General features: G+C 68.1%; 22 protein-coding genes. 12 read left to right on the forward strand and 10 right to left on the reverse strand.

The window, feature by feature from the left end:
* Positions 1–119: 119 nt before the first annotated feature.
* The gene (gph, locus tag M2351_RS09385; protein WP_264655827.1) at positions 120–785 is read right to left on the reverse strand and encodes a phosphoglycolate phosphatase; all 666 of its coding nucleotides are present in this window, start codon (positions 783–785) and stop codon (positions 120–122) included.
* 360 nt (positions 786–1,145) lie between these two features.
* Between gph and glmU the strand changes: the two genes are divergently transcribed.
* A complete protein-coding gene (gene glmU / locus M2351_RS09390) occupies positions 1,146–2,501 on the forward strand; it encodes a bifunctional UDP-N-acetylglucosamine diphosphorylase/glucosamine-1-phosphate N-acetyltransferase GlmU (RefSeq protein WP_264655828.1) in 1,356 nt (451 codons plus the stop codon).
* Between the two features lie 103 nt (positions 2,502–2,604).
* Positions 2,605–4,431, forward strand: coding sequence for a glutamine--fructose-6-phosphate transaminase (isomerizing) (gene glmS, locus M2351_RS09395; RefSeq protein WP_264655829.1), 1,827 nt, complete (start codon positions 2,605–2,607; stop codon positions 4,429–4,431).
* An 82-nt stretch (positions 4,432–4,513) separates the two neighbouring features.
* Here glmS and M2351_RS09400 read toward each other — a convergent pair whose 3' ends face one another.
* Both M2351_RS09400 and M2351_RS09405 read right to left on the reverse strand, forming a co-directional pair.
* Positions 4,514–6,685 carry a TonB-dependent receptor gene (locus tag M2351_RS09400; protein ID WP_264655830.1) on the reverse strand — a complete coding sequence of 724 codons (2,172 nt, stop codon included), beginning with the start codon at positions 6,683–6,685 and terminating at the stop codon, positions 4,514–4,516.
* A 195-nt stretch (positions 6,686–6,880) separates the two neighbouring features.
* The gene (locus M2351_RS09405) at positions 6,881–7,468 is read right to left on the reverse strand and encodes a DUF882 domain-containing protein (protein ID WP_264655831.1); all 588 of its coding nucleotides are present in this window, start codon (positions 7,466–7,468) and stop codon (positions 6,881–6,883) included.
* A gap of 458 nt (positions 7,469–7,926) precedes the next feature.
* Between M2351_RS09405 and M2351_RS09410 the strand changes: the two genes are divergently transcribed.
* From M2351_RS09410 to M2351_RS09420, 3 genes are all read left to right on the forward strand, one after another.
* The gene (locus M2351_RS09410; RefSeq protein ID WP_264655832.1) at positions 7,927–9,237 is read left to right on the forward strand and encodes a pentapeptide repeat-containing protein; all 1,311 of its coding nucleotides are present in this window, start codon (positions 7,927–7,929) and stop codon (positions 9,235–9,237) included.
* 66 nt (positions 9,238–9,303) lie between these two features.
* On the forward strand, positions 9,304–9,753 hold the full coding sequence (locus M2351_RS09415; RefSeq protein ID WP_264655833.1) for an Lrp/AsnC family transcriptional regulator: 450 nt from the start codon (positions 9,304–9,306) through the stop codon (positions 9,751–9,753).
* Between the two features lie 16 nt (positions 9,754–9,769).
* Positions 9,770–10,408, forward strand: coding sequence for a LysE family translocator (locus tag M2351_RS09420; RefSeq protein WP_264655834.1), 639 nt, complete (start codon positions 9,770–9,772; stop codon positions 10,406–10,408).
* A 36-nt stretch (positions 10,409–10,444) separates the two neighbouring features.
* Here the strand turns inward: M2351_RS09420 and M2351_RS09425 are convergent, their stop codons facing one another.
* Entirely contained in the window at positions 10,445–10,573 is a 129-nt protein-coding gene (locus M2351_RS09425; protein WP_264655835.1) for a hypothetical protein, read from the reverse strand.
* Between the two features lie 281 nt (positions 10,574–10,854).
* Between M2351_RS09425 and M2351_RS09430 the strand changes: the two genes are divergently transcribed.
* The gene (locus tag M2351_RS09430; protein WP_406567372.1) at positions 10,855–11,871 is read left to right on the forward strand and encodes a patatin-like phospholipase family protein; all 1,017 of its coding nucleotides are present in this window, start codon (positions 10,855–10,857) and stop codon (positions 11,869–11,871) included.
* A gap of 193 nt (positions 11,872–12,064) precedes the next feature.
* Here the strand turns inward: M2351_RS09430 and M2351_RS09435 are convergent, their stop codons facing one another.
* Positions 12,065–13,012: an SAM-dependent methyltransferase gene (locus tag M2351_RS09435; protein ID WP_264655836.1), complete on the reverse strand. Its 948-nt coding sequence runs from the start codon at positions 13,010–13,012 to the stop codon at positions 12,065–12,067.
* A 244-nt stretch (positions 13,013–13,256) separates the two neighbouring features.
* Between M2351_RS09435 and M2351_RS09440 the strand changes: the two genes are divergently transcribed.
* Together M2351_RS09440 and M2351_RS09445 are read left to right on the forward strand one after the other, a co-directional pair.
* The gene (locus M2351_RS09440) at positions 13,257–13,502 is read left to right on the forward strand and encodes a (2Fe-2S)-binding protein (RefSeq protein WP_264655837.1); all 246 of its coding nucleotides are present in this window, start codon (positions 13,257–13,259) and stop codon (positions 13,500–13,502) included.
* Positions 13,503–13,903: 401 nt separating this feature from the next.
* Complete coding sequence (locus tag M2351_RS09445) at positions 13,904–14,224, forward strand: hypothetical protein (RefSeq protein ID WP_264655838.1); 321 nt, start codon at positions 13,904–13,906, stop codon at positions 14,222–14,224.
* A gap of 150 nt (positions 14,225–14,374) precedes the next feature.
* Here the strand turns inward: M2351_RS09445 and M2351_RS09450 are convergent, their stop codons facing one another.
* The 3 genes from M2351_RS09450 to M2351_RS09460 all read right to left on the reverse strand — a co-directional run bounded on the left by M2351_RS09450 (position 14,375) and on the right by M2351_RS09460 (position 18,854).
* Positions 14,375–16,099: a sensor histidine kinase gene (locus tag M2351_RS09450; protein ID WP_264655839.1), complete on the reverse strand. Its 1,725-nt coding sequence runs from the start codon at positions 16,097–16,099 to the stop codon at positions 14,375–14,377.
* A 116-nt stretch (positions 16,100–16,215) separates the two neighbouring features.
* Complete coding sequence (locus M2351_RS09455) at positions 16,216–16,818, reverse strand: response regulator transcription factor (protein ID WP_264655840.1); 603 nt, start codon at positions 16,816–16,818, stop codon at positions 16,216–16,218.
* Positions 16,815–18,854 carry a PAS domain S-box protein gene (locus M2351_RS09460; protein WP_264655841.1) on the reverse strand — a complete coding sequence of 680 codons (2,040 nt, stop codon included), beginning with the start codon at positions 18,852–18,854 and terminating at the stop codon, positions 16,815–16,817. Before M2351_RS09460 ends, M2351_RS09455 begins: the two co-directional genes overlap by 4 nt.
* Positions 18,855–19,026: 172 nt before the next feature.
* Here M2351_RS09460 and M2351_RS09465 point away from each other — a divergent pair, with 172 nt between their 5' ends.
* The 4 genes from M2351_RS09465 to M2351_RS09480 all read left to right on the forward strand — a co-directional run bounded on the left by M2351_RS09465 (position 19,027) and on the right by M2351_RS09480 (position 23,021).
* Complete coding sequence (locus M2351_RS09465; protein WP_264655842.1) at positions 19,027–20,055, forward strand: TRAP transporter substrate-binding protein; 1,029 nt, start codon at positions 19,027–19,029, stop codon at positions 20,053–20,055.
* Between the two features lie 194 nt (positions 20,056–20,249).
* Complete coding sequence (locus tag M2351_RS09470) at positions 20,250–20,927, forward strand: TRAP transporter small permease (RefSeq protein WP_264655843.1); 678 nt, start codon at positions 20,250–20,252, stop codon at positions 20,925–20,927.
* Entirely contained in the window at positions 20,924–22,222 is a 1,299-nt protein-coding gene (locus M2351_RS09475; RefSeq protein ID WP_264655844.1) for a TRAP transporter large permease, read from the forward strand. Before M2351_RS09470 ends, M2351_RS09475 begins: the two co-directional genes overlap by 4 nt.
* 145 nt (positions 22,223–22,367) lie before the next feature.
* Positions 22,368–23,021, forward strand: a complete 654-nt coding sequence (locus tag M2351_RS09480; protein WP_264655845.1) for a glutathione S-transferase family protein — start codon at positions 22,368–22,370, stop codon at positions 23,019–23,021.
* Between the two features lie 35 nt (positions 23,022–23,056).
* On the opposite strand, the gene M2351_RS09485 is transcribed toward M2351_RS09480, so the two are convergent.
* Both M2351_RS09485 and M2351_RS09490 read right to left on the reverse strand, forming a co-directional pair.
* Positions 23,057–24,637 (reverse strand): methyl-accepting chemotaxis protein, encoded by a 1,581-nt coding sequence (locus M2351_RS09485; RefSeq protein WP_264655846.1) that lies wholly within the window; start codon positions 24,635–24,637, stop codon positions 23,057–23,059.
* 54 nt (positions 24,638–24,691) lie between these two features.
* A complete protein-coding gene (locus M2351_RS09490; RefSeq protein WP_264655847.1) occupies positions 24,692–25,414 on the reverse strand; it encodes a substrate-binding periplasmic protein in 723 nt (240 codons plus the stop codon).
* Positions 25,415–25,453 lie beyond the last annotated feature (39 nt).

Here is a 25,453-nt window from a genome sequence, read left to right on the forward strand (position 1 = left end):
GTTAGCCACTGTTAATCGCTTGTTAACCATGACAAGGATGAGACCTACGGCCCCGGCCGCGCTGGGGGTGCCGGCCGGGGCCATGGACATCTGATCGTGGACGTTTGGCCGTGGACGTTTCAGCCGGCCAGCGCTCGCAGCGCGCCCGGCAGATCCGCGAATTCGTCGAGCACCACGTCGGCGCCCAGCTCGGCCACCGGCATGCGGGGATAGCCGTAGCTCATCGCCACCACGGGAATGCCCACGGCGCGGGCGGCCTTCACGTCGTTGCCGTTGTCGCCGACCATGGCGGCGCGGCCGCCGCCCAACTGCTCCACCACCCACGACAGGTGGCGGCCGTCGGGCTTCTTCACCGGCAGGGTGTCGCCGCCCGCCACGGCGCCGAACAGATCGGTCAGGTCCAGCATGCCCAGAAGCTTGCGGCTGATTCGCTCCGGCTTGTTGGTGCACAGGCCAAGCCGCACGCCCTCCTCCGCCAGCGCCCGCAGGGTCGCGGCGACGCCCGGATAGAGCTGCGACGGCTCCTCATGGTCGAAATAGCTGTCCAGGTAATGGCGGAGCACCGGCTGCACGGCCTCGTCGTCCAGCGCGGCGCCGGTCGCGGCGAAGGCCTGCCGGACCAGGTTCGCGGACCCGTCGCCGACCATGGTGCGCACTTGCGCCTCGGTCAGCGCCGGACGGCCGAACTCGCCGAGCGTCCGGTTCAGCACACGGGTCATGTCCGGAGCGCTGTCGATCAGCGTGCCGTCGAGGTCGAAGACAATGCAGGAGAAGGGAAAGGGCATGAGTGGGTTTCCGTTGCACGTCGAAGCAGAGGGCCTTTCGAACGGGCCTTTTGACGGGTCCTTCGATAGCACGGCGCAACCTCGCGCGACGACCGCGCTTTGCGCACGGCACATCGTGGTCATAGGCGGGCGCGGTCATAGGTGGGCACGGTCATAGGTGGGTTGAGCCCGCGAAGGAACGCCCCGGCTAAGCCCTCCGCCCCCGGATGTGTATGACAGGTTGACACAAAAGTTGACTTGGGGTCCAGGTAAGGACTGTGGCACTGAATAGTCTTGGAACTCCGCAACCCATGATTTGACGCACCCGTTTTCGCGCCCGCCCTGCATAACGCTCACGCCATAAGAAGCAGAGACCCCGTCATGACGACCCACCGCCCGCTCGCCTGTGTGATCCTTGCCGCCGGCAAGGGCACCCGGATGAAGTCCGACCTGCCCAAGGTTCTGCACCGCGTCGCCGGACGGCCCATGGTCGGCCATGTGCTGGCCGCCGTGAAGGCGCTGGACCCCGACCATGTGGTCGTGGTGGTTGGCCCCGGCATGGACGACGTGGCGGCCGCGGTCGCCCCCTACCCCACCGCCGTCCAGCAGGAGCAGCGCGGCACCGCCGACGCGGTGCGCTCCGCCTTCGGCCTGCTGGAGGGATTCTCGGGCGACGTGGTCGTGCTGTACGGCGACACGCCGCTGGTCACGCCGGACACGCTGCGCGCCATGGTGGCCGCGCGCCGCCAAGCGGCCGACCCGGCGGTGGTCGTGCTGGGCATGCGGCCGGACGATCCCGGCGCCTATGGCCGACTGATCCTGAACGCGCGTGGCGGCCTGGAGAAGATCGTCGAATACCTCGACGCGACGGAGGAGGAGCGCCGGGTCGGCCTGTGCAACGCCGGCCTGATGGCCTTCGACGGCGCGCGCATGTTCGAGCTGATCAACCGCATCGGCAACAGCAACGCCAAGGGCGAATACTACCTGACCGACGTGGTGCAGATCGCCCGGGGCGACGGCATGTCCTGCGCGGTGGTGGAGGCCGCCCCGGCGGAGGTGGTCGGCGTCAATTCCCGCGCCGAGCTGGCGGAGGTGGAGAAGCTGATCCAGCGCCGCCTGCGCAAGGCCGCCATGGACAACGGCGCCACCCTGACCGACCCCGACAGCGTGACCTTCAGCGTCGACACGCGGCTCGGCCGCGACGTGGTGGTCGGGCCCTTCGTGGTGTTCGGGTCCGGCGTGACGGTCGGCGACCGGGTGGAGATCAAGTCCTTCAGCCACCTGGAGCAGGTGCGCATCGACGCCGGCGCGCAGATCGGCCCCTACGCCCGCCTGCGGCCGGGCGCCGAGATCGGGCCGGACGCCCACATCGGCAACTTCGTCGAGATCAAGAACGCGAAGATCGAGGCCGGCGCCAAGGTCAACCACCTGACCTACATCGGCGATGCGCGCGTGGGGGCGAAGGCCAACATCGGGGCCGGCACCATCACCTGCAACTACGACGGCTTCGCCAAGAGCCACACGGACATCGGCGCGGGGGCCTTCATCGGATCCAACAGCGCGCTGGTCGCCCCGGTCCGCGTGGGCGACGGTGCCATCGTCGGGGCCGGCAGCGTGGTGACCACCGACGTGGAGGGCGACGCGCTGGTCGTGTCGCGTGGCCGTCAGCAGGCTTACTCCGGCTGGGCCCGCCGCTTCCGCGAGCGGAAGCAGGCCGAGAAAGCGAAAAAGGCGTAGAATTCCGTCCGGCCACCACGTCCGGACGCGCTTCATCAAGGTACAGTCACAGTTCGGCAGTCAGGGCCATCGTCCCGGGCCAGAAATCAGGAGTTGCAGGTCCATGTGCGGCATCATCGGCATCATCGGCACCCAGGATGCGGCGCCCCGTCTCGTCGAAGGCCTGCGCCGCCTCGAATACCGCGGCTATGACAGCGCGGGCGTGGCGACGCTGGTCAACGGCGGGATCGACCGCCGGCGCGCGGAAGGCAAGCTGCTGAACCTCGACGCCAAGCTGCGCGAGTCCCCCCTGCCGGGCATCATCGGCATCGGCCACACCCGCTGGGCCACCCACGGCGGCCCGACGGAGAACAACGCCCACCCGCACGCCACCAAGCGCGTGGCCGTCGTCCACAACGGCATCATCGAGAACTACCAGGAGCTGAAGGACGAGCTGATCGCCCACGGCTACCTGTTCGAGAGCGCCACCGACACCGAGGTGATCGCCCACCTCGTCACCTACTACATGGAGAAGGAGGGGCTCGGCCCCGTGGAGGCCGCCGCCGCGTCCTTCAAGCGCTTCACCGGCGCCTTCTCGCTGGTGCTGCTGTTCTCCGGCCGCGAGGACCTGCTGGTCGGCGCCCGCCACGGCACGCCGCTGGCCGTCGGCTTCGGCGAGGGCGAAATGTATTTCGCCTCCGACGCCTTCGCGCTGGCCCCGCTGACCAACCGCATCTGCTACCTGGAGGATGGCGACTGGGTCGAACTGACCCGCGAGGGCGCCGTGATCCACGACGCCAGCGACGCGGTGGTGGAGCGCGCGGTGAAGACCACCGCCCTGTCCGGTGCCCTGATCGGCAAGGACGGCTACCGGCACTACATGCTCAAGGAAATCTACGAGCAGCCGCAGGTCATCGGCGACACGCTGAACGCCTACATCAATCCCGAGACCAGCCGCATTACCCTGCCGGAGTTCGACTTCGACATCGCCAAGGCGACGAAGCTGACCATCGTGGCCTGCGGCACCGCCTACTACGCTGGCGTGGTGGCGAAATACTGGTTCGAGACGCTGGCCCGCCTGCCGGTCGAGGTCGACATCGCGTCGGAGTTCCGCTACCGCGAGGCTCCGATGCCCGAGGGCGGCGTGGCGCTGTTCATCTCGCAGTCGGGCGAGACGCTGGATACGCTGGAGGCTCTGCGCTACTGCAAGCGCCAGGGCCAGAAGATCCTGTCGATCGTCAACGTGCCGGAAAGCACCATCGCGCGCGAATCCGACGCGGTGCTCTACACCATGGCCGGGCCGGAGATCGGCGTGGCCTCCACCAAGGCCTTTACGACGCAGCTGACCACGCTGGCCTGTCTGGCGGTGACCACCGGCCGCGCCCGCGGCGTGATCCCGGCGGAGCGCATGGCCGCCATCGCCCAGGCCCTGCGCGAGGTGCCGGCCCGTGCCGCCGACGTGCTGGCCCACGACGAGCGCCTGCGCGAACTGGCGCAGGAGGTGGCGGAGGCCCGCGACGTGCTCTACCTCGGCCGCGGCGCCATGTACCCGCTGGCCCTGGAAGGCGCGCTGAAGCTGAAGGAAATCAGCTACATCCACGCCGAAGGCTACGCTGCCGGCGAGCTGAAGCACGGCCCCATCGCGCTGATCGACGAGAGCGTGCCGGTGATCGTGCTGGTCCCCTCCGACGGCCTGTTCGAGAAGACCGTGTCGAACGTGCAGGAGGTCTGCGCCCGCTCCGGCAAGGTCCTGCTGATCGCCGACAAGAAGGGCATCGACAAGATGGGCGACAAGGTCCGCTGGTCGGTCGAGCTGCCGGCCTGCGACCCGCTGGTCGCCCCGCTGCTCTACGCCATTCCGGTGCAACTGCTGGCCTACCACGTCGCCGTGCTGAAGGGCACCGACGTCGACCAGCCGCGCAACCTGGCGAAGTCTGTGACGGTGGAGTAAGAGCGCAAGCCCGCGCCCACAGCAAACGGAAAGCCCCCGCCGGGATGGACCGGCGGGGGCTTTTCTTTTGGCAAAGCCCCGGTCAGAAGCTGGTGTTCAGCGTCACCAGGAAGGTGCGCGGGGCGCCCGGGGTGATGTTGTTGTTGCTGTTGGCGGTGCTGTAGTACTTCGCGTCGAACAGGTTCTGCACGTTCAGCTGCGCCTTCACGTTCTCCGTCACGTTGGCGTAGACCGCGGCGTCGAAGCGGGTGAAGCTCGGCAGGGTGACGGCGTTGTCCACGGCGGCGAAGGTCTTGCCCTGGTGGATCACGCCGAGGCCGGCGCCCCAGGTGTCCGTGAACTGGTACTTGTTCCACAGCGAGAAGGTCTGGCGGGGCACCAGCGGCACCGTGGCGCCCGCTGCGGCGGCGGAGGTGCGGCTGACGATCTCCGCGTCCTGCAGGGCATAGCCGCCGGCGATCTGCCAGCGTTCCGTGACGTTGCCGGCGATCCCGACCTCGAAGCCGCGGGTGCGCTGCTTGCCGGTCTGCACGACCAGGCCCGGGTTGACCGGGTCGGGGGCCGACGTGTTGGTCCGCTCCAGCTGGAACAGGGCGGCGGTCAGGGCGAGGTTCGGCAGCACCTCGTACTTGGCGCCGACCTCGTAATTCTGGAACTTCTCCGGCTCCAGGTTCACGGTCGTGCTGGTCAGCGAGCTGAACTGGTCGCCGGAGCTGGGCAGGTACGACACGCTGTAGCTGGCGTAGAAGGACAGCGGCTGGATCGGCTTGTAGACCACGCCCACCCGCGGCGACACCAGCGTGTCCTGCCGGCTCAGCGACTGGCCGTTGCGGTGGTTGTCGAAATCGATGTCGAAACGTTCCACGCGCAGGCCGCCGATCAGCTGCCACTGCTCCGTCAGCTCGATCTGGTCCTGGACGTAGCCGGAGACCGTCGTGGTCGTGGTGGTCGCGTTGGCGTCCGTGGCGCTCTGCCGGAAGGTGACCGGGCCGAAATAGAGCGGGTTGGACACGGGCACCAGCACGGAGGTGGCCGTGGAGCCGATCCCGCCGAAATAGCCGGTGTTGCGGAAGCTGTCGGTCTTCTGCCGGCCCACTTCCAGACCCGTCACCACCGTGTGCTTCACCGGGCCGGTGTTGGCCTTGAAGATCAGGTCGGTCTGGTTGAACAGGTTGTCGCGCTTGGTGGAGTTGTTGTAGGCGGCGAGGCTGTCCTGGGTGCCGGCGGCGTTGACCGCGCCCGCGAAGATGTTCTGGTAGAACTTGTCGTAGTTGGCGTAGCGGAAGCGGTCGCGAACCGTGATGCTGCTGTTGACCTCGTGCTCGATGGAGCCGTCCACCGCGTGCGCGTTCACGCGGGCGTTGCTGAGGTCCGGGTTGCCGAAGAAGGTCGACTCCCGCGTCTCCAGCGGCGCGCCGCGGAAGGACGGGATGCCGCGGTCGGCCGTGCGGTCGTCGCGGAAGAACTCGTAGCCCAGCTTGATCTTGGTCGAGTCCGTGGGCGTGTAGGTCACGGTCGGGTTGATGCCGTACCGCTCCAGCCCGACGTAATCGCGGTAGCTGTCGGAGTTCTCAACGACACCGTTCAGGCGCACGGCGAAGTCCGGCGTGATCGCCTGCCCCACGTCGCCGGTCGCCCGCTTGGTGTTGAACGAGCCGCCCGTCGCGCTGAAGTTGCGGATGGTGCGGCCGTCCGCCTCCTTGATCACGCGGTTGATCACGCCGCCCCCGCCGCCGCGGCCGAAGATCATGGCGTTGGAGCCCTTCAGCGCCTCGACCCGGTCGATGTTGTAGAGGTCGCGGTAGTACTGCACGTCGTCGCGCACGCCATCGACGAAGAAATCGGCGGTTGTGCTGTTACCGCGGATGGTCAGCTGGTCGCGGTTGCCCTCGCCCTGGCCCGGCGAGATGCCGGGGATGTAGCGCACCACGTCGGACAGGCTCTGCATCGCCTGGTCCTTGATCAGCGATTCCGGCACGACGGTGATCGACTGGGGCACGTCCTGCAGCGGCGTATCGGTCTTCGTCGCGCTGGTGCTGCGCTTGGCCACATAGCCCTCGACCGGCGAGGCTGTTGGGGCCGAGGCCCCCACCGTGACCGGGTCAAGGACGACCGCCCCACCCGTCCCCTGCGGCACGCCCTGCGACTGGGCCTGTGCGACGCCTCCCGCCGCGAACAGAACCGTCAACGCCGTCGTTGCCAGCAACCATCCCGTGCGCCGCCCCCGCGCGCGCCCCGCAACCATGCCCGTCATGCTCCCGCCTCGTCGTAAGGATCGAATTTTGCAATTGAGAATAGTTCTCAAAACTCGACCCCTTTCATAAGGGGTAGGCTGTTCGTTCGCAAGCGAAATTGCGAATGACTCGCATTCCTATTCGCCGGGTAGCAAAAAGGCCCCGCCGGCGAACCGGCGGGGCCTTGGCAATGGCGCTTCAAACGAGCGGGCCGCTCAGCCGGACACCCAGTGCCGCATCGGGCCGACATCCACGTGCACGAAGTCGCTGTCCGGGTAGTAGCCGACACCGCCACCGCGCAGGCTGAGCGCCGCGCGCTGGAGGTTGCGCAGCGACAGCCCCGGCACCCGCAGGTCGATGGCCTTGCCCTGCATGTGGAAGCTGTTCTGCGCCACGCCGGAGCCGTCGCGCTCGCGCAGCCACGCGTTGGATTCCGGCGAGCGGTAGCCGGAGATGACGTGGACCGGGCCGCGGTTGCCGACCTTGCGCGTCAGGTCGTGCAGCAGGTCCAGCAGCTTCGGGTCGATGGGATGGGTAGCGCCGGTGCGGTGATCGCGCAGCAGGTGGTTGATCTCGCGCAGCCCCTCGCGCTGGTAACGCCCCTTCGACCAGTATTCGGTCCGCACCCGTTCGCCGGTGTGGAGATTGAGCAGGGTCAGCATCCGGGGCGGAGCGCGCAACGCCGCTTCCGACACCTCCGGTGCCATGATCATCCCGGCGGCCGTGGCCGCCAAACCGATGCGCAGCAACTCGCGTCGGCCAAGCTTGCCTGCTCCGGTCGACGTGGGTTTCGCTACGGTCATATCGCCTCCATCAGGTCCCAAACCGGGTTGGCTGAACACGCCATAACCCTTTCGTTTGAGACTTTTTGGAGTCAGACCCCCACCCGGTGTCAAGAAACCAATGGTTAACAATTGCCCGATCAGGCGGATTTCCGCGGATTTTCGCGGAATGCCACGCGCCCCGATCGGCCCGATCGGTCCGTTACAACGCCGAAACACACCGCGACTCGGTCCCGAGTCGAGTCTGCAACGCCTCCGATTCGCACCCTGTGCGAGGCGTCGCGGCGGCGGCCCATGGCGATACCGCAGCGGCGGTACCCTGTCCATAGTATGTTTCCGAAACGCATCAACGTGTGACAACGATGCCACAACAATCAGCAACCAAAAGCGGTGCTGCGGCGAATTGTACCGTTTAGGCTTCGGTAAGGAATCCACCCCCATAGTTTGGATAGCGAAAACCAGTGCGGCGATTTCTTTCCGTGTCCGCGGTCACCACAGTCCCTTCCCCCGCTTCTGCCACGCTAAGGCCCGACCAGCTGGCCGAGGTGCTTGAGCGGCACGCCCGCTGGATCAAGGGCCAGCCGGGCGGCGCGCGCGCGAACCTGTCGCACGCGGACCTGGAGGGTGCGGACCTGTCGCAACGCGACCTGCGCGGCGCACGGTTGGCCGGCGCGCGGCTCGCCCGCAGCCGGCTGAACGGCACCAACCTCGCCGGCGCCGACCTGTTCGCGGTGGACCTGCGCGACGCCGACATCACCCGCGCGAACCTGATGCAGACCGACCTACGCGGCGCCCGCCTGCGCGCGGCGGACTTCTCCAACGCGAACCTGCGCGGCGCCGACCTGCGCGCCGGAACGCTGGAACCCGGGGGAACCAGCCGGCGCAGTGCCGGCCCGGACCTGACCCAGGATGCGGAAACCACCCGGCAGATCCACCGGACGGCGCTGGCCCGCCTTCAGGGCAACGCGACGGCCATGGGCGGCATCCCGACCGACCTGACCGGCGCCCTGCTGGTCAACGCCAACCTGACGGACGCCGACCTCACCGGGTCGATCCTGCAGAACGCCGACCTTTCCGGGGCGGTACTGACCAACGCCAACCTGTCCGGCGTGCGCCTGAACGGCGCCAACCTGTCCGGGGCGCAGCTGGACGGCGCCAGCTTCGACGACGCCGACATGGTCGGCACGCGGATGGCCGATTGCGACCTGTCGCAGACCAACCTCGGCGGCGCCCGGCTGACCCGCCCCATCGACAGCATGGGGTCGGAGATCCAGCGCGCAATCTTCGACCACGAACGCTGGATCGAAAGCTTCGGCCAGCGCGGCGAACGGGCGGAACTGGACGGTGCGGACCTCAGCCGCGCCGACCTGCGCAGCGTGAACCTCAGCGCCGCGTCCATGCGGGGCGCCAACCTGTCGGATGCGGCGCTGACCGGCGCGCAACTGATGATGGCCGACCTGTCCGGCGCGAACCTGGAAGGCGCCAACCTAATGGGCGCCGACCTGTCCGGCGCGAACCTCAGCTACGCCAAGCTGTCGGGCGCCGACCTGACGCGCGTGAACCTCGGCCCGGCGGAGATCAAGGATCCCACCGGGCGGTCGACCGGCCGCTCCTGGGCGGCCAACCTCATGGGGGCGGACTTGCGGCAGGCTCTGCTCGTCGGGTCCTGCCTGACCCAGGCGAACCTGACGGAAGCGGACCTGGAGAACGCCGACCTCGACGGCGCGGATCTCGCCGGCGCCAAGCTCCAGCACGCCCACCTCCGCGGCCGCCCGCCCCGCCGCCGCTGAGGCGCGGGACCCCGTCACCCGAAATCCCTCTTGCGCAATCGGCATCTGGGTGGAAAATTTGCGGTCATGGACGACATTGACCGCAAGATCATCGCGCACATTCAGCAAGACGGGCGCGCATCCTACGCCGACATCGGGGCGGCGGCAGGGCTGTCCGTGTCCGCCGTCAACGAACGGCTGAAGAAATTGCAGGCCGGCGGGGCGATCCAGGGATGGGGGGCGCGGCTGTCGCCGAAGGCGCTCGGCCTCGACGTCCTCGCTTTCGTCGAGGTGCTGCTGGAACGGCCGGAGCACGACGCGCCCTTCCGCTCCGCGGTGCTGGCCATGCCGGCCGTGCAGGAGTGCCACCACGTCACCGGGGAGTGGTCCTACCTGCTGAAGGTGCGCGTGTCCGACACGGAGGCGCTGGAGCGCTTCCTGTCGGACCGGCTGAAGACCCTGCCCGGCGTGGCGCGGTCGCACACGGTGATCGCGCTGTCCTCGGTGAAGGACACACCGGCGCTGCCGGTGGAATGAGTTTGGGAGTGGGATCATGGACAGCCTGCCCGTCCTGCTGAAGGGCCTTGTCATCGGGCTCAGCATCGCTGCACCGGTTGGACCGATTGGACTGCTGTGCATCCGCCGCACGCTCGCCGACGGCCCCGTGCACGGCTTCGCCAGCGGCTTGGGCGCGGCCAGTGCCGACGCGGTCTATGGTGCCATCGCCGGCTTCGGCGTGGCGCTGGTCACCGACGCGCTGGTCGGCAGCCAGACCGCGCTGAAGCTCGTCGGCGGGCTGATGCTGCTGTGGCTGGGCTGGAGCACGCTCCGCGCCCGGCCGGCGGACCGGCCGGCCGCCGCGCGGACCGCCAGCGGCCTTGCGGGGGCTTACGCCTCCACCTTCCTGCTGACGCTCGCCAACCCCGCGACCATCCTCAGCTTCGCCGCGGTGTTCGGCGGGCTGGGTCTGGCACCCCAATCCGGAACAATCACAAGCGGAGACAGCACGGCCGTGGCCGCCGTTCTCGTGCTCGGCGTCTTCGTCGGATCGGCGATGTGGTGGCTTGCGCTCAGCGCCTCGGTCGGCGCATTCCGGCGTCGGGTCACGCCCGCCGCCATGCTGTGGATCAACCGCGCGTCCGGCGCGGTTTTGGGAGGCTTCGGGATCGCGGCGCTCGCCTCGCTCCTCTAAGCGCCCTCCCGGCGCTCCTGGCTTGAAACGGAAACCTTACAGAAGGGCCGTGACCGGACCGCCGAGGACGACGGTGGCGACCACGAGCAGGGCGACCGCCACCAGCTTTTCCGCCGGCGACCAGCGCTGCCAATCCTTCTTGAAGCTCTTCAGATCCTGGGCCATGGCATCCTCCGCCATCCCTGAAAGTCCGTGCCTGCGTCAATCCTGCGCTTGACCAGTTGATGTTTGGTTAACGCGCAGCAACTGTCGGCTCTTCCATGAAAATGCCACAGCCTACCCAAAAGATAGGATGATCCAAATCAAGTAGAAGAAAAATCGCCGACAATTTTGGGGATCGCCTTGCGGGGCTCTCCGGCGGGTGTCCGGCCACACCGTTCGAAGGGTTCCCCCGGCCACGCCGGAGCCCCAGATTGTCAAGAAAGAGGCTGGTGGGGGTGCGTGGCGTGAGTGGACTGAAGATCGGCCTTGCGCTCGGCAGCGGGGCAGCCCGCGGCTGGGCGCACATCGGCGTCCTGCGCGCGCTGGAGGAGATCGGGGTCGCGCCGGACGTGATCTGCGGCACCTCCATCGGGGCCGTGGTCGGGGCGGCCTACCTGACGGAGCAGCTCGATGATTTGCAGAGCTGGGCGCAGAACATGGGCTGGCTCGGCATGCTGGGCATCATCGACCTCACCTTCCGCCGCGGTGGGCTGGTGGCGGCGGAGCGTGCCTTCGACCGGTTCCGCAACCACCGCACCGAGGTTGCCATCGACCAGCTCGACCGGCCCTTCGCCGCCGTCGCCACCGACCTCAGCACCGGCCGGGAAATCTGGCTGCGCGAGGGGCCGCTGCTCAGCGCCGTGCAGGCCTCCGCCGCGATGCCCGGCCTGTTCCCGGCGGTGCGGCGGGACGATCATTGGCTGGTCGACGGCGCCCTGGTCAACCCGGTGCCGGTGTCGCTGTGCCGCGCGCTCGGCGCCGACGTGGTGATCGCGGTCAACCTGAACAGCGAGCTTTCGCCGCTCGCCCGCCCCGCCCTGCGCGGCGCCCCGGCGGCGGCCCGCGCCCATGCCGCGGCGGCGCCGGCCCCGGCGCCAATTGTCGTGCCGGAGGCCGCCGTGCCGGCGGGGGACGCCACCTCGCCCGCCTTCACCAGCTTCACCTCGCAGATCGCCTCCTGGCTCGGCCGCCGCCCGGCGCCGCGGACGCGCTTTCTCGCCAACCAGCTGGACCACACCGCGGCGCCGGTCCCCAACGTGATGCCCAATGTGATGGATGTGATGGCCGGCTCCATCGACATCATGCAAGACCGCATCACGCGCTCCCGCTTGGCCGGCGAACCGCCGGACGTGCTGATCGCGCCCCGCCTCGCCCACATCGGCATCCTGGAGTTCGACCGCGCCGAGGAGGTGGTGGAAATCGGCTACGCAGCCGCGTCCATCCTCCGCCCCGCGCTGGAACTGGCGCTGCGGCGGGCGTAAGTCGTGGAGTCGGCGGACAAGGATTCACACGGATTTCGCGGATTTGAACACGGATTTCACGGATGATCTTTGAAACTTGACCACGCGCGCACCGATCAACTCAGCAACGCTTCACAAGCATCAAAAAAAATCCGTGAAATCCGTGTTCAAATCCGCGCAATCCGTGTGAAGCCTTATCCCCCCAACACTGCACTCACCGCGGAGCCACCGGCCACATCCAGGTCAGCTCGTGCTTATTGTGCGACAGGTGCAGCACCCGCCCGCCGGGGATCGCGGCGAAAGCGCGCGCGGTCTCGTGGTCGGTTTCCGCCTGAAACTTCAGCGTGCAGACGAAGCGCTTGGCGAGCCCGCTGTCCATCCACTGCTGGACCAGCCGCAGCAGCCGCGTCGGGTAGCAGATGACGTCGCAGCACAGCCAGTCCACCGGGCCTACGTCCTGCGGCTTCAGGCCGAAGGCGCTCTCCTGGCGGAACTCCACGCGCGGAAGCGCGGCGATGCCCGGGTCGAGCGGTGCCTTGTCCACGCTGACCACGCTGGCGCCCAGTTCGTGCAGCACCCAGGTCCAGCCGCCGGGACAGGCGCCCAGGTCGATGCAGCGGTCGCCGGGGCCCGGCTGTTCCCCGAACAGGGTCAGCGCTTCCCACAGCTTCAGGTAGGCGCGGTTCGGCGGCGCCGTCCGGTTTTCAACGAAGGCGACCTCGCCATGGCGGTACGGGCTGGAGCAGCGCGCCGCCGCGACGATGGTGTTTTCGTCCAGCAGCGTCCAGGACCCGAGCGGCGCCGTCGGAAGCGCGGAGGGGAATACGACGGGCTTCGCCGAGACGTGCGGCAGGTTTTCCTGGATCAGGTTGGCCCGGCGGTGGTGGCGCAGCGACCAGAGCGCCCAATTCCGCTGGATCCCGCGCAGCGCCCGCGCCCCGTCCTTGATCGAGGCGATCTCGATCTTTACCGGGTCGTACCAGATGTTCTGCGCCCAGGCGGCCGGCCGCGCCGGGCCGGGCGCGAAGACCAGCCGGTCCTCCACCGCCGACACGTCGCCCAATTCCGCCACGAGGTCCTGCACGAAGCCCTCGGGCGCCAGATAGATGGTCTGCCCCAAGGGCTCGTGCCCCGGAGTCGTGGATGCCGCTGCGTCAGTCATGCGCAGGGGCTACCGTTCCCGCGGCCGGAATGCAAGCGAAGTCCGCCACCCCTGCCCGGCATCCGCCCTGCATGCCCCTGTGGCACCCCTGCGACACCACGCCACACCCCGTGAGAATCGCTGGACCTGTGACCTGGATCATTTGACAATCATTCTCAGTCGCACTACACCAATTAACGCGAACCAGCGCATCCCCGGCTCCCTCTTACGACAAAGCCGCGGATCCCAGCGATGACGAGGGCTCATGTACGTCTGCATCTGCCACGCGTTGAATGACAAGCAGGTCTCCAAGGCCCTCGACACCGGCGCGCACACGCCGGCTTCCATCTTCCGCCACCATGGCTGCCAAGTTCAGTGCGGCAAATGCGTGCCGCTGATGCGGGAAATGGCCAACGATCACCGCAACCGCCAGTGCGGCGCGTGCGCCACCACCTGCACGCCGGAACCGGCAAACGCCGACGCCTATCCGTACGGCGTCGCGGCGGAGTAACCCGCGCGGTCATTCCATCACGGAGTCTTGCGCGCAGGCCGCCTTAACCTTCGGCTGCGACAACGCGCCCCTGTCCTATGCAAATGGTTTGGTTGACGAACCGTCCCGAATGCGGCAGAACCGCATCGCCAACCAAACACAACAAAAACTGAAATCCGGGCCGGACCCAACCGCCCGAAAACAGGGACGCTTGATGAAATAAGCAAACTTCGGGAACCGGGCACGTCTTGCGTTGTATATGCAGGACAACCCGGTCGGTTTTCTTTTTGGCAGCGCGGCGCACAACCTGTTGCAATGCACCATAATGGTCGCAAGCATTGGACAAAGCGCAGGTTCATTGGACGCTCGACACCCTGCTGCCGACCGATCGACACCGAAGAGATCCAAAGGGGGATCCATCCATGAGCTGCCGTCAACGGCAAGCCCACGATACGTTGTGCCGCGATCTTCTCCTCCACGCCACGGACCGGCTCGACCGTCTGCGCAGCCTGGTCGAGCGCTGGCCCCAGCCAGTCCGGGAGGGTATGGGCCGTGAAAACATGGAACGCTCGCTCGACGCCCTGCGGGGCCTTTTGAACCGCGTGACCGGCCGGATCGAGGCCGCGCACCTCGCGACCGATGACGCTTGGCCCTTCGCCCGCGCCATGGCCGACCAGGCGATCGAGGATCTGGTCGCCAGCCTCGACGCCGCCGAGGCCCGCCTCAAGCGCGCCGCCGCCTGACCGCGGCGCGCGAGTACCGGCAAGCCAATAAATTGGCTTGCCGTATTGCGTTCAATCGCCACGCAGGCTCTTCGCGCCATGAGGCGCGGCGCCCGGTCGGGCGCTTCGGCAAGCCAGGGCAGAGCACGCCCGGTCCCTGGTCCGCCGTGCTCACTCCACCAGCGACATCCCGGCGGGGAGCGGTTCGACGGGCAGCGTGATGACCACCGTCGTGCCCTCCCCCGGCCGGCTGAGAACCTCCAGCCGGCCGCCGTGCGCCTCGACGAAGCGTTTGGCGAGCGGCAGCCCCAACCCGGTGCCCGACTGCGACTTCGTCATGTAATTGTTGATCTGGCGGAACGGCTGCATGGCGATGCGGACTTCGTCCTCCGTCATGCCGATTCCGCTGTCGGAAATGAACAGAGTCACGGTGCCGTCGGCGTCGCGGCGCGCGCCGGTGAGGATGGTTCCGCCCTCGGGCGTGAACTTGATGGCGTTCGACAGTATGTTCAGCACCGACTGGCGCAGGCGCAGACTGTCGGCATCGACGACGAGATCCGGCGCGACCGCCCCCGCCTTCACCCGGATGCCCTTGCGCTCCGCCAGCGCCTCCACCAGTTCCAGGCATTCCATCACCAGCGTTGCCAACGACACCGGCTCCCGGTGCAGTTCGAGACGCCCGGATTCGATCTTCGCCATGTCCAGCACGTCGTTGACGAGCGTCAGCAGGTGCTGGCCGGAGGAATGGATGCTGGCGATGTACTCGCCATGCTTGGGCGGGCACGGTCCGAACAGCCCGCTCATCAACGCCTCGCTGAACCCGATAATGGCGTTCAGCGGTGTGCGCAGCTCGTGGCTCATGTTGGCCAGGAACTCCGACTTGGCGCGGTTGGCCGCCTCGGCGTGGTCCTTCTCCGCCTCCAGGTGGCGGCGTTGTTCCACCAGCATGGCCTCGCGCGCCGCGCGGGCGTCGCTTTCGGCCTTCCGGCGGCGGCGGTAGTCGCGCGTCACCACGAGGCCGAGCACCAACGTGGCCATACAGGCGATGAGGCCGCCGGCGCTGATGGTCCAGCGGCTCTGCACCAGCTTCCCGCGCACCTGCGCCGCCGGCACACCCAGCGCCACCGCCCACCCCGTCTCGGCCGAGCGGTGGATGACTGAGTAGACGAGCTGCCCGTCCTTCGTGACCAGGGGATACAGCCCCTGCCGGTTGCGGGTCAGCATCTCCTCCAGCGACGGGGTCACGCGCTGGCCCACATACAGCTCCGCCTCGCGCGAACGCGCGGCGATGATCAGCGCCGGGTCGATCGCCGCCACCGTCCAGGAGGACGGCAGCCCCGCAGCGCGCACGACGGCGTCCAGGCTCTCCAGCCCGACCGCCAGCGAGAAGACGTGACGGATGGCGCCCATTTCCGGAATCGGGGAGCGGATGATCAGCGCCGGCCGGCCCGGCGGGCCGCCGGGAGGCAGGACGCCGCCGACCACCGTCCGCCGGGTCTCCACGACGAGGCGCGTCACCACGTCCAGCCGCGGCGGCGGCAGATCCATTCCCAGCGGGAATTGCGTGTGGAACAGGAAGGTCAGCGTGTTCGCATCGATCAGCCCGGCGGCCAGCCAGCCCGGCTGGTTCTGCACCGCCTCGATCGCCTGCGCCTGCAGCATGGGAAGGTCGTCGACCGAGCTGCGCCCGATTGCCGCCAGCAGTTCAAGCGGACGGGCCTGGCTCACCAGCTCGCGGTCGATGGCCAGCGAGAGCGAGCGGGCGTGACCGCGCAACTCCGTCTCAAGCTCCTCCTGCTGCTTGTGGTCGAGGATCCACACCACGACCACCAGGAACAGCAGGAGCGGGGTGATGGTGGCGAGCCCCAGCCCCAATGTCGAAGACGGCAGTCGCAACGGTGTCTCCGGCAAGGTCGCGGCAAGATCGCAGATGGCCCCGTCCGCGGGCCTCCGTCTTCATTCGTCCGCTCGGCGGCGGTCCCTGTCAAGCCGGACGCTTGGCCAAGGCGCACTCACCCCACCACGGCGAGGAGGCGGGCCAGTTCCACCGCCGTCTTGACTCCCATCTTCTCGAAGACATGGGCGCGGTGGACCTCCACCGTGCGCATGCTGATCCCCAGATCATCGGCGATGACCTTGTTCAGCTTCCCGGCGATGACGAGGTCCATCACCTGCCGCTCGCGCTGGGTCAGCGAGGCGAGCCGGGCGGCGACCCCCGCCTGCCCGGCCTCGCGTTCCCGCTGGTCGGCGTCGAAGGCCAGCGCCTCAATGACCCGGTCAACCAAATCGTTGTCGTTGAACGGCTTCTCCACGAAGTCGCGGGCGCCCTTCTTCAGCGCCGACACCGCCTTCGGCACGTCGCCGTGGCCGGTCAGGAACAGCACGGGCATGCGGCAGCCGAGGTCGCGCAGACGGTCGAACAGCTCCAGCCCGCTCATCCCGTCCATGCGGATGTCCAGCAGCAGGCAGCCGGCGAGGTCGGGCGCGTAGTCCGCCAGGAAGGCCTCGGCCGACGGCCAGACGGCGGCCGGCACGTTGCGCGACTGGAAAAGCCAGCCCAGCGCGTCGCGGATCGCCTCGTCGTCGTCGACGATGTGCAGCTTCGGCTCGCTCATGATCCAACAGCTCCCCTGGCGTTTCCATCGGCCGGCAGGGAGAAGACGAAAGCGGTGCCGCCGGCCCCAGCGTCCTGGGCGGCTTCCTCGGGGGCGGGCTCGAACCACAGGCGGCCCTGGTGGTGCTCGATGATGGACCGGCAGATGTTCAGGCCCATGCCCATGCCCTCGGTCTTGGTGGTGAAGAACGGCGAGAACAGTTTTTCCGCATTTTCCGGCGAAATTCCACAACCGCGGTCGCGAATGCGGGTGATCACCGCGCCGTCCCCAGCGTGAACGGACATCGAAAGCACCCGCTCCTCCGGCCGGCTGCCCGCCATGGCCTCGATCCCGTTGCGCATCAGGTTGGTCACCACCTGCTGCAACAGGATGCGGTCGCCGGCCACCGCGGGAATGGCGCCATCCGATTCCAGCACCAGCCGGACGCCCAGCTGCCGGGCGTCGGCCTCCATCAAGGCCACGCAGTCCTCCACCACGCCGACCAGGGAGCAGGGCGCCACGTTGGGCTCGCTCTTGCGCACGAAGTCGTGGATGCGGCGGATGATCTGCCCGGCGCGCCGGGCCTGGGCCGACAGCTTGTCGAGCGCCGTCGCCAGCTCATCCGGCTGGATGCTGCCGGCGCGCAGCCGGTTCAGGCAGCCCGTGCAGTAGCTGGCGATGGCCGACAGCGGCTGGTTCAACTCGTGCGCCAGGGTGGAGGCCATTTCGCCCATGGTGATCAGGCGGGCGGTGTGCTGCAACCGCTCCTGCTGGCGGCGGGCCAGTTCCTCCGCGCGCTTGCGCTCGGTGATGTCCAGCACCGACCCCATCCAGCCCGTGTGCCGCCCCCGGGCGTCGATCAGCGGCGCCTCGTAGATCAGCGCGTCGAACCGTTCCCCGTTTGACCGCCGGAATTGCAGTTCGAACCCGTTGGGTGGGGCGTTGCCGGCCAGCACGGCGCGGAACACCTCCTCCGTGTGTTCCCGGTCCTCCGGCAGCCAGTAAGGCATGACCGGGCCGCTGCCGACCAGTTCCTCCGCCGACCAGCCGACCATGCGGCAGAAGGCCGGGTTCACGTAGATGATCCGCCCCTCCAGGTCGCGGGCGCGCATGCCGACCGTCAGGCTGTCCTCCATGGCCTTGCGGAAGGCGTGTTCGGCACGCAGCGCCTCCTCGGCCCGGATGCGCCGGTCGATGTGGCGCCGCACCGCCCACAGGCTCCACAACGCCGAGGCGGTCAAGGCGAAGATCGCCGCCACCAGGATGTTGCGCCCGACGTTGCCGCCGGTCTGGTGCAGGGTGGCGACCAGCATCAGCCCATGGCCCGGCGGGTCAAAGGCGACGGTGTGGCTGCGCCGCGGCTCGGGCACGTCGATGCGCGACTTGGCGCCGAGCACCGCGCCGTAGGGGTCCACCACCTCCAGCTGGTAGCGCTGGGCGAACCACCACGGGACATGGTGGGTCAGCATGGCGTCGATGGACAGCACGCCGGCCAGCGCGCCAGCGAACTCCTGCCCCTTGAACACCGGGATCACGATCTCGAAGGCGCTGTCCGTGCCTTCCAGCCGGTAGGGCGCTGAATAGGCGCGCCGGCCGGATGACTGGGCGATCAGGAAGGCGTCGGCGCGCGGGCTGGGGCCGAAGGCGTCGTCCTGGCTGGGGTCGTCCTCGACCGGCGGTTCCGACAGCAGCGGCCGCCCCTGCGCGTCCAGCCGGACCACCCGCTGGATCGCCGGGTTGGTCGACACGACATAGCGGACCATGGCGGCGAAGCGGGCGGAATCGCTGTCCTCGCGCCCCAGCGTCTCGGCAAGCTGCTCAAGCTTGTCCTCGTCGGACGTCAGCTGGAAATGGAGGTTCTGCTCCACCCACAGGATGTCCTTGATGAGGGTGAGAGTTTCCTCCTCCCGCTCGCTCCGGTGCAGCAGCCAGAGGAAGACGCCGAGCAGCAGGACGACCAGCACCATGGCGACGACCGGCATGGCCTGCACCGGGCCGCGGTGGCCGAGGCCGGCACCGGAAAAGAATTTGCTGCCGGCGGTTCCGTGAATGCTCACGCTCATGGTCTGGGGACGCTGCGATGCGGTTCCAAAGGGTCATCCTTCCGGATACGGATTTCCACAATAGCGGCCCGGCCCGAAATTATCGAACAATGAACTCCGCTAAAAACATCGACAATCCGCGGCCTCAACGATGGCCGCCCAACAAGATCAGTGGAGGACGTCCCCTATGAACCTCGTGAAGCTGCTGAGCGCCGCCGCGGCGGTCGGCTGTCTGATGGCCTCTCCGGTCGCCCTGTCGGGCAAGGCCTACGCCCAGGACCAGATCGTCATCAAGTTCAGCCACGTCGTCGCCCCCGACACCCCCAAGGGCAAGGGTGCGGAGAAGTTCAAGGAACTGGCGGAGCAGCGCACCGGCGGCAAGGTCAAGGTCGAGGTCTATCCGAACAGCCAGCTCTACAAGGACAAGGAGGAGCTTGAAGCCCTTCAGCTCGGCGCCGTCCAGATGCTGGCGCCGTCGCTGGCCAAATTCGGCCCGCTGGGCGCCAAGGAGTTCGAGGTCTTCGACCTGCCCTACATCTTCCCGAACAAGGCGGTGCTGCGCCGCGTGACCGAGGGCCCGATCGGCAAGCAGCTGTTCCAGAAGCTGGAGAGCAAGGGCATCATCGGCCTCGCCTACTGGGACAACGGCTTCAAGATCATGAGCGCCAACAAGCCGCTCATCAAGCCGGAGGACATGAAGGGCCAGAAGATGCGCATCCAGTCCTCCAAGGTGCTGGACGCCCAGATGCGCGCGCTGGGTTCCCTGCCGCAGGTGATGGCCTTCTCCGAGGTGTACCAGGCGCTGCAGACCGGCGTCGTCGATGGCACGGAAAACCCGCCGTCGAACATGTACACCCAGAAGATGCACGAGGTGCAGAAGCACGCCACGCTGACCGACCACGGCTATCTCGGCTACGCGGTCATCGTGAACAAGAAGTTCTGGGACGGCCTGCCGGCCGACGTCCGCACGACGCTTGAGGGCGCCATGAAGGACGCGACCACCTTCGCCAACGACATCGCCCAGGCCGAGAACGACAACGCGATGACCGCGATGAAGGCGTCCGGCAAGACGGAGTTCCACGAGCAGACCAAGGAAGAGCGCGCGGCCTGGGTGAAGGCCCTGCTGCCGGTCCACAAGGACGCCGAATCGCGCGTCGGCAAGGATCTGATCCAGCAGATCTACAAGGAAGCCGAAGCCGCCGGCTTCAAGATGTAAGCTTCGCAAGGCACTGCATTTTACCCCTCTCCCGCCCCCGGCGGGAGAGGGAGGGGCCCACGAGGTGGGAGGGTAAGGGCAAGGTCATCCTGAAAAACCAAGCCCTCACCCTCCCACACCTTCGGTGCGGGCCCCTCCCTCTCCCAGCAGGGCTGGGAGAGGGGTTGTTACGTCCGTGCGCCGGAGCCACCGCCATGTTCATGAAATTGCTCGATCGGCTTGAGGAGGTGTTGATCGCCACCCTCATGGCCGCGGCGACGCTGATCATCTTCGTCGCCGTCGTGCACCGCTACGCCTCCGGCGTGCCGGTGATCCAAGACTACGTCCTGCACTGGAACCTCGCCTGGGCCCAGGAGCTGTGCATCTACATGTTCGTGTGGATGGCCAAGTTCGGCGCCGCCTACGGCGTGCGCACGGGCATCCACGTCGGCGTGGACGTCCTGATCAACAAGCTGGACACGCCCGCCCGCGCCAAGTTCATCGTCTTCGGGCTTCTGGCCGGCGCGCTGTTCACCGGCACCGTCGGCACGCTGGGCGCCAACTTCGTCTGGCACATGGCGGACACCGACCAGACCTCGGCCGACCTGGAATGGCCGATGTGGATGATCTATCTGGCGATCCCGCTCGGCTCCTACCTGATGTGCTTCCGCTTCCTGCAGGTGGCCTGGAGCTTCATCCGCACCGGCGAGCTGCCGCACCACGACCACGGCCACGTCGAGGGCCTGGAGGAGGACAAGACCGACCAGCAGCGAGCGGCGCAGGACGTCAACTGGTACGAGATGGACGACAACCTGCACCCGCACGACCGCGCCCACCATAGCGGGCCGAAGGACACGGGTCCAACAAGCAGCGGTAAGGAGACGAAACGATGAGCGCCGCCATCATCTTCGGGCTGCTGCTGGTCCTGATGCTGACCGGCATGCCGATCTCCATCTCGCTCGGTCTGACGGTCCTCACCTTCCTCTTCACCATGACCGAGGTGCCGATCCAGGCCGTGGCGCTGAAGCTGTTCACGGGCATCGAGAAGTTCGAGATCATGGCGATCCCGTTCTTCATCCTGGCCGGCAACTTCCTGACGCACGGCGGCGTGGCGCGCCGCATGATCAACTTCGCCACCTCCATGGTCGGCCACTGGCACGGCGGGCTGGGTTTGGCGGGCGTGCTGGGCTGCGCGCTGTTCGCCGCGGTGTCCGGCTCCAGCCCGGCGACGGTTGTGGCCATCGGCTCCATCATCCTGCCGGCAATGGTCAGCCAGGGCTTCCCCCGCCAGTTCGGCGCCGGCGTCATCACCACCTCGGGCGCGCTGGGCATCCTGATCCCGCCGTCCATCGTGATGGTCATGTACTCCGTCGCCACCAGCGGCAGCGCCCATTCGGCGTCGGTCGGCCAGCTCTTCATGGCCGGCGTGATCCCGGGCCTGATGCTGGCGGCCCTGCTCGGTGGCGTCACTTGGTACCGCGCCCGCAAGTTCGGCTACCCACGGCTGGAGAAGGCGACGGTCGCCCAGCGCTTCCACGCCTTCCGCGAGGCGATCTGGGGCCTGCTGCTGATCGTCATCGTCATCGGCGGCATCTACACCGGCGTCTTCACCCCGACCGAGGCCGCGGCGATGAGCGCCGTCTACGCCTTCGTCATCGCGGTGTTCGTCTACAAGGACATGCCGCTGTCGGGCGTGCCGAAGGTGCTGCTGTCGTCGGCCAACATGTCGGCGATGCTGCTCTACATCATCACCAACGCGGTGCTCTTCTCCTTCGTCCTGACGTCGGAGAACATCCCGCAGACCATCGCGGACTGGATCGTCGGCCAGGGCTTCGGCGTCGTCGCCTTCCTTTTGGTGACGAACATCCTGCTGCTGATGGCCGGCAACTTCATGGAGCCGTCGTCGATCGTCCTGATCATGGCGCCCATCCTGTTCCCGGTGGCGGTGAAGCTGGGCATCGACCCGGTGCATTTCGGTATCCTGATCGTCGTGAACATGGAGGTCGGCATGTGCCACCCGCCGGTGGGCCTGAACCTCTACGTCGCGTCGGGCATCACCAAGATGGGCATCACAGAGTTGACCGTGGCCGTCTGGCCCTGGCTGCTGGCGATGCTGGGCTTCCTGGTGCTGATCACCTATGTGCCGATCCTGTCGCTCTGGCTGCCGCGCGCGCTTGGCATGATGTAGCCCGCGGACATCCCCCGAATTGCGCAACCCTCCGCCCCCGTGGCGGAGGGTTTTTCTTTTTCGGCCGGCGGCGCACAATCGCCCGGTTCTTCGAAGCGCCCCGGCCCCGATGGCCGACGGGCACAAAAATCAGGGGGAGACCGGGTTGGACACGCTTCGCATCTGGGGCCGCGCGAATTCCGTCAACGTGCAGAAGGTGCTGTGGTGCTGCGCGGAGCTTGGCTTCGCCTTCGAACGCATCGATGCCGGCCTGCATTTCGGCCAAGTGGACACGGCCGAATACCGGGCCATGAACCCGAACGGGCGCGTGCCGACCCTGGTCGACGGCGACGTCGTCCTATGGGAATCGAACGCCATCATCCGCTATCTCGCCCTGAAGCACACCGAGCAGGAACCGGACGGCGCCGGACGACGTCTCTACCCCGTGGGCGCCGCTCCCCGCGCGCGGGTGGAGCGTTGGCTGGACTGGACGCTCGCGACCTTGCAGCCGGCCGAGCGCGACCTGTTCTGGGGCATGGTGCGCGTGGCTCCGGAAAAGCGCGACATGGCGGCAATCACTGCAGCGGCGAAGGCGTCGGGTACCGCCTGGAGCGTGCTGGACGGCCACCTCGCGCACGGCCGGCCCTTCGTGGAGGGCGACCAGCTGACCCTCGCGGACATCGTTCTCGGCGGCTATGCGCGCCGCTGGTACGGGGTGGAGGTGGCGGGCCGGCCGGACCTTCCGCGGCTTCGCGCTTGGTACGACCGTGTCGCCGAGCGGCCGGGCTTCCAGCGCTACGTCGCACCGCCGCTCACCTGACCGCCTTCCCCTGCCCTCCTGCCTCCTGCCCGCCCTCACGCCGCCTTGATCGACGACAGGAAGCGCTGCACCTCGTCGCGCAGCGCGACGAACTTCGCCTGAAGGGTCTGCGCGACCTCCACCGATTCGCGGGCAGCCTTAGCCACGTCGGATGAGGCGTCGGCGGCCACCGCGATGCTGCTGGTCACCGTCTCCGCCTCGCCGGCCACGGTGCGGATCCGCTCAGCGATCTCGCCCGTGGCGGCCAGCTGCTGTTCCACCGCCGCCGCGATCTCCGACGAGCGCTGGGACAGCTGGCCGATGGTCTCGGTGATGGCGCCGATGGCGCCGACTGTGTCCTGGGTGACCGACTGGATCGCGCCGATCTGGGTGGCGATCTCCTCCGTCGCCTTGGCCGTCTGGCTGGCAAGGTTCTTCACCTCGCTCGCCACCACCGCGAAGCCCTTTCCGGCCTCCCCGGCGCGGGCCGCCTCAATGGTCGCGTTCAGCGCCAGCAGGTTGGTCTGCCCGGCGATGGAGGTGATCAGGCTGGTGATCTCCCCGATCTTGGCGGCGCCGGCGGCCAATGCTTCCACCGTCTGGCGGCTGGCGTCGGCCCGGTCGATCGCCTGGGCGGAGATGGCGACCGACTGCTTCACGCTCTCCGCGATGGAACGGATGGACTGGGTCAGCTGCTCCGCCGCAGCGCTGGCGCTTTGCACGGTGCGGCTCGTCTCGTCGGCGGCACCGGCCACCGTGGCGTTGCATTGGTCGGCGCGCAGTGCGCCTTCCAGCATGGACCCGGCGCTGCCCTTCATCTGCGCGGCGGCGGCCGAGGCCTCCCCCACCGTGGTCTGGACGGAGCGGTCGAAGTCCGCGGCCAGCCGGGTCAGCCGTTCACCGCGCTGCAGTTCCTCCGCTTGGCGGGCGAGCTTTTCCGCCTCCAGCCGTTCGCGCTGCTGGGCGTTCTGGCGCAGCATGTCGATAGTGCGGGCCATGGCGCCGACCTCGTCACGCCGCTCCAGCGCCGGCACGGCGACCGCGTAGTCCCCCTGGGCCAGCCGACCGAGCATCGCGGTGATCTTCAGCAGCGGGCCGGTGATCGCCGACACGACGATGTAGAGCGCCGCCATGATCGCCAGGAAGGCGACCGCGCCGACCACCACCTGCGTGACCGCGTCGCTGGTGACGCGCGCCTCCACCCGGTCGGTGCGCAGGCGCAGCACGAATTCTCCGATGTCCTTCTTCTGCCCGGCCTGCCCGCCGACGATGGGCCGCACGACCTCCACGAAGCCCGTCGCAGCCTTGGTGTCGCCCACCTCCGCGACCAGCTTGCCCTTGCCGTCGCGCACCAGGGAGCTGAGGAAGTCCGGGTCGGAGGACGGGGCCTTGGCGACTTCCTTCACCTGCTCCGTGTCGAGGTCGTAGAGCGGGATGGCCGCCGCGCGGGCCTGGAGGGTCGCGACCATCTCCGCGCGGGCGGACAGAGTCTCATGCGCCTGGGTGGTGGAGCCGTGCACGCCCCAGGCGATGGCGAGCGCCTGATAGACCAGCAGCACGCCGCCTATCAGCAGCAGCGCGCGTTGCCGCAGCCCCATCCCGCCGACCTTTCCGGCCTCAGTTCCCGTGAACGCCATGGCCCGCCCCCCTTCCCTGCCGCACAACTGTCACCCCGCCGATCCGGACGGCCCTTACTGGGTCGCCTTGAACCCGCTCTCCAGCCTGGCGAGCAGGGCCTCGGCGTCCGGCGCCTTCTTCGACACGACGACGTAGACGTCCAGCGCCTGCACCGGCGCGGCCTTCAGTTCCGGCGCGGCCTTGCCGCCCAGCGCCTGCTGCATGGGCAGGCTGTATTGCAGCAGCACCGGCGCGCGGCCGGCCTGGAGCAGTTGCAGCGCCTGGTCTGCGGTGCGCGCCTCGACGATCTGCACCTTGTTCGTCGGGTCGTCCATCCAGGCCCGCCAGCCGCCGTAGGAATAGCCGTTCAGCGCGATGACCGCCTTGCCCGACAGGTCCTCCTTCGCCTTCACCGCCGGGGCGTCGCCCACGCCATAGGCGTTCAGCTCGATGCGCGCGATCGGCGCGGCGCTGACCAGCGTCGTGCCCTCGAACTCCTTGACCGACTTGATGCCCAGGAAGACGTGGAACTCGCCGTCGGCGATGCCGGAGAACAGGCGCCGGGCCGGGGCCGATTCCGCGGTGTAGGCGATGCCGGCGGCCTTGGCAGCCTTGTCGAACGCCTCGACCAGGCTCCCCTTCGCGGTCCCGCCGTCGGTCCGGGTGTAGGGCGGGAACTCCACATAGCCCAGCTTCACGGCCTGCGCCGCAGCGCCTGAAATCCCGAAGCCGAAAACCACCCCGAACACACCCGCCGCCAGCGCCCGCCGGGCACCCCGAAGCACCGTACCGATCATGGAAAACCCCCTGGCGACGCCCGCCCCCGCGCGTCTGTT

Origin of the sequence: Azospirillum canadense (assembly GCF_025961225.1) — a bacterium.
Taxonomy (GTDB): Bacteria; Pseudomonadota; Alphaproteobacteria; order Azospirillales; family Azospirillaceae; genus Azospirillum; species Azospirillum canadense.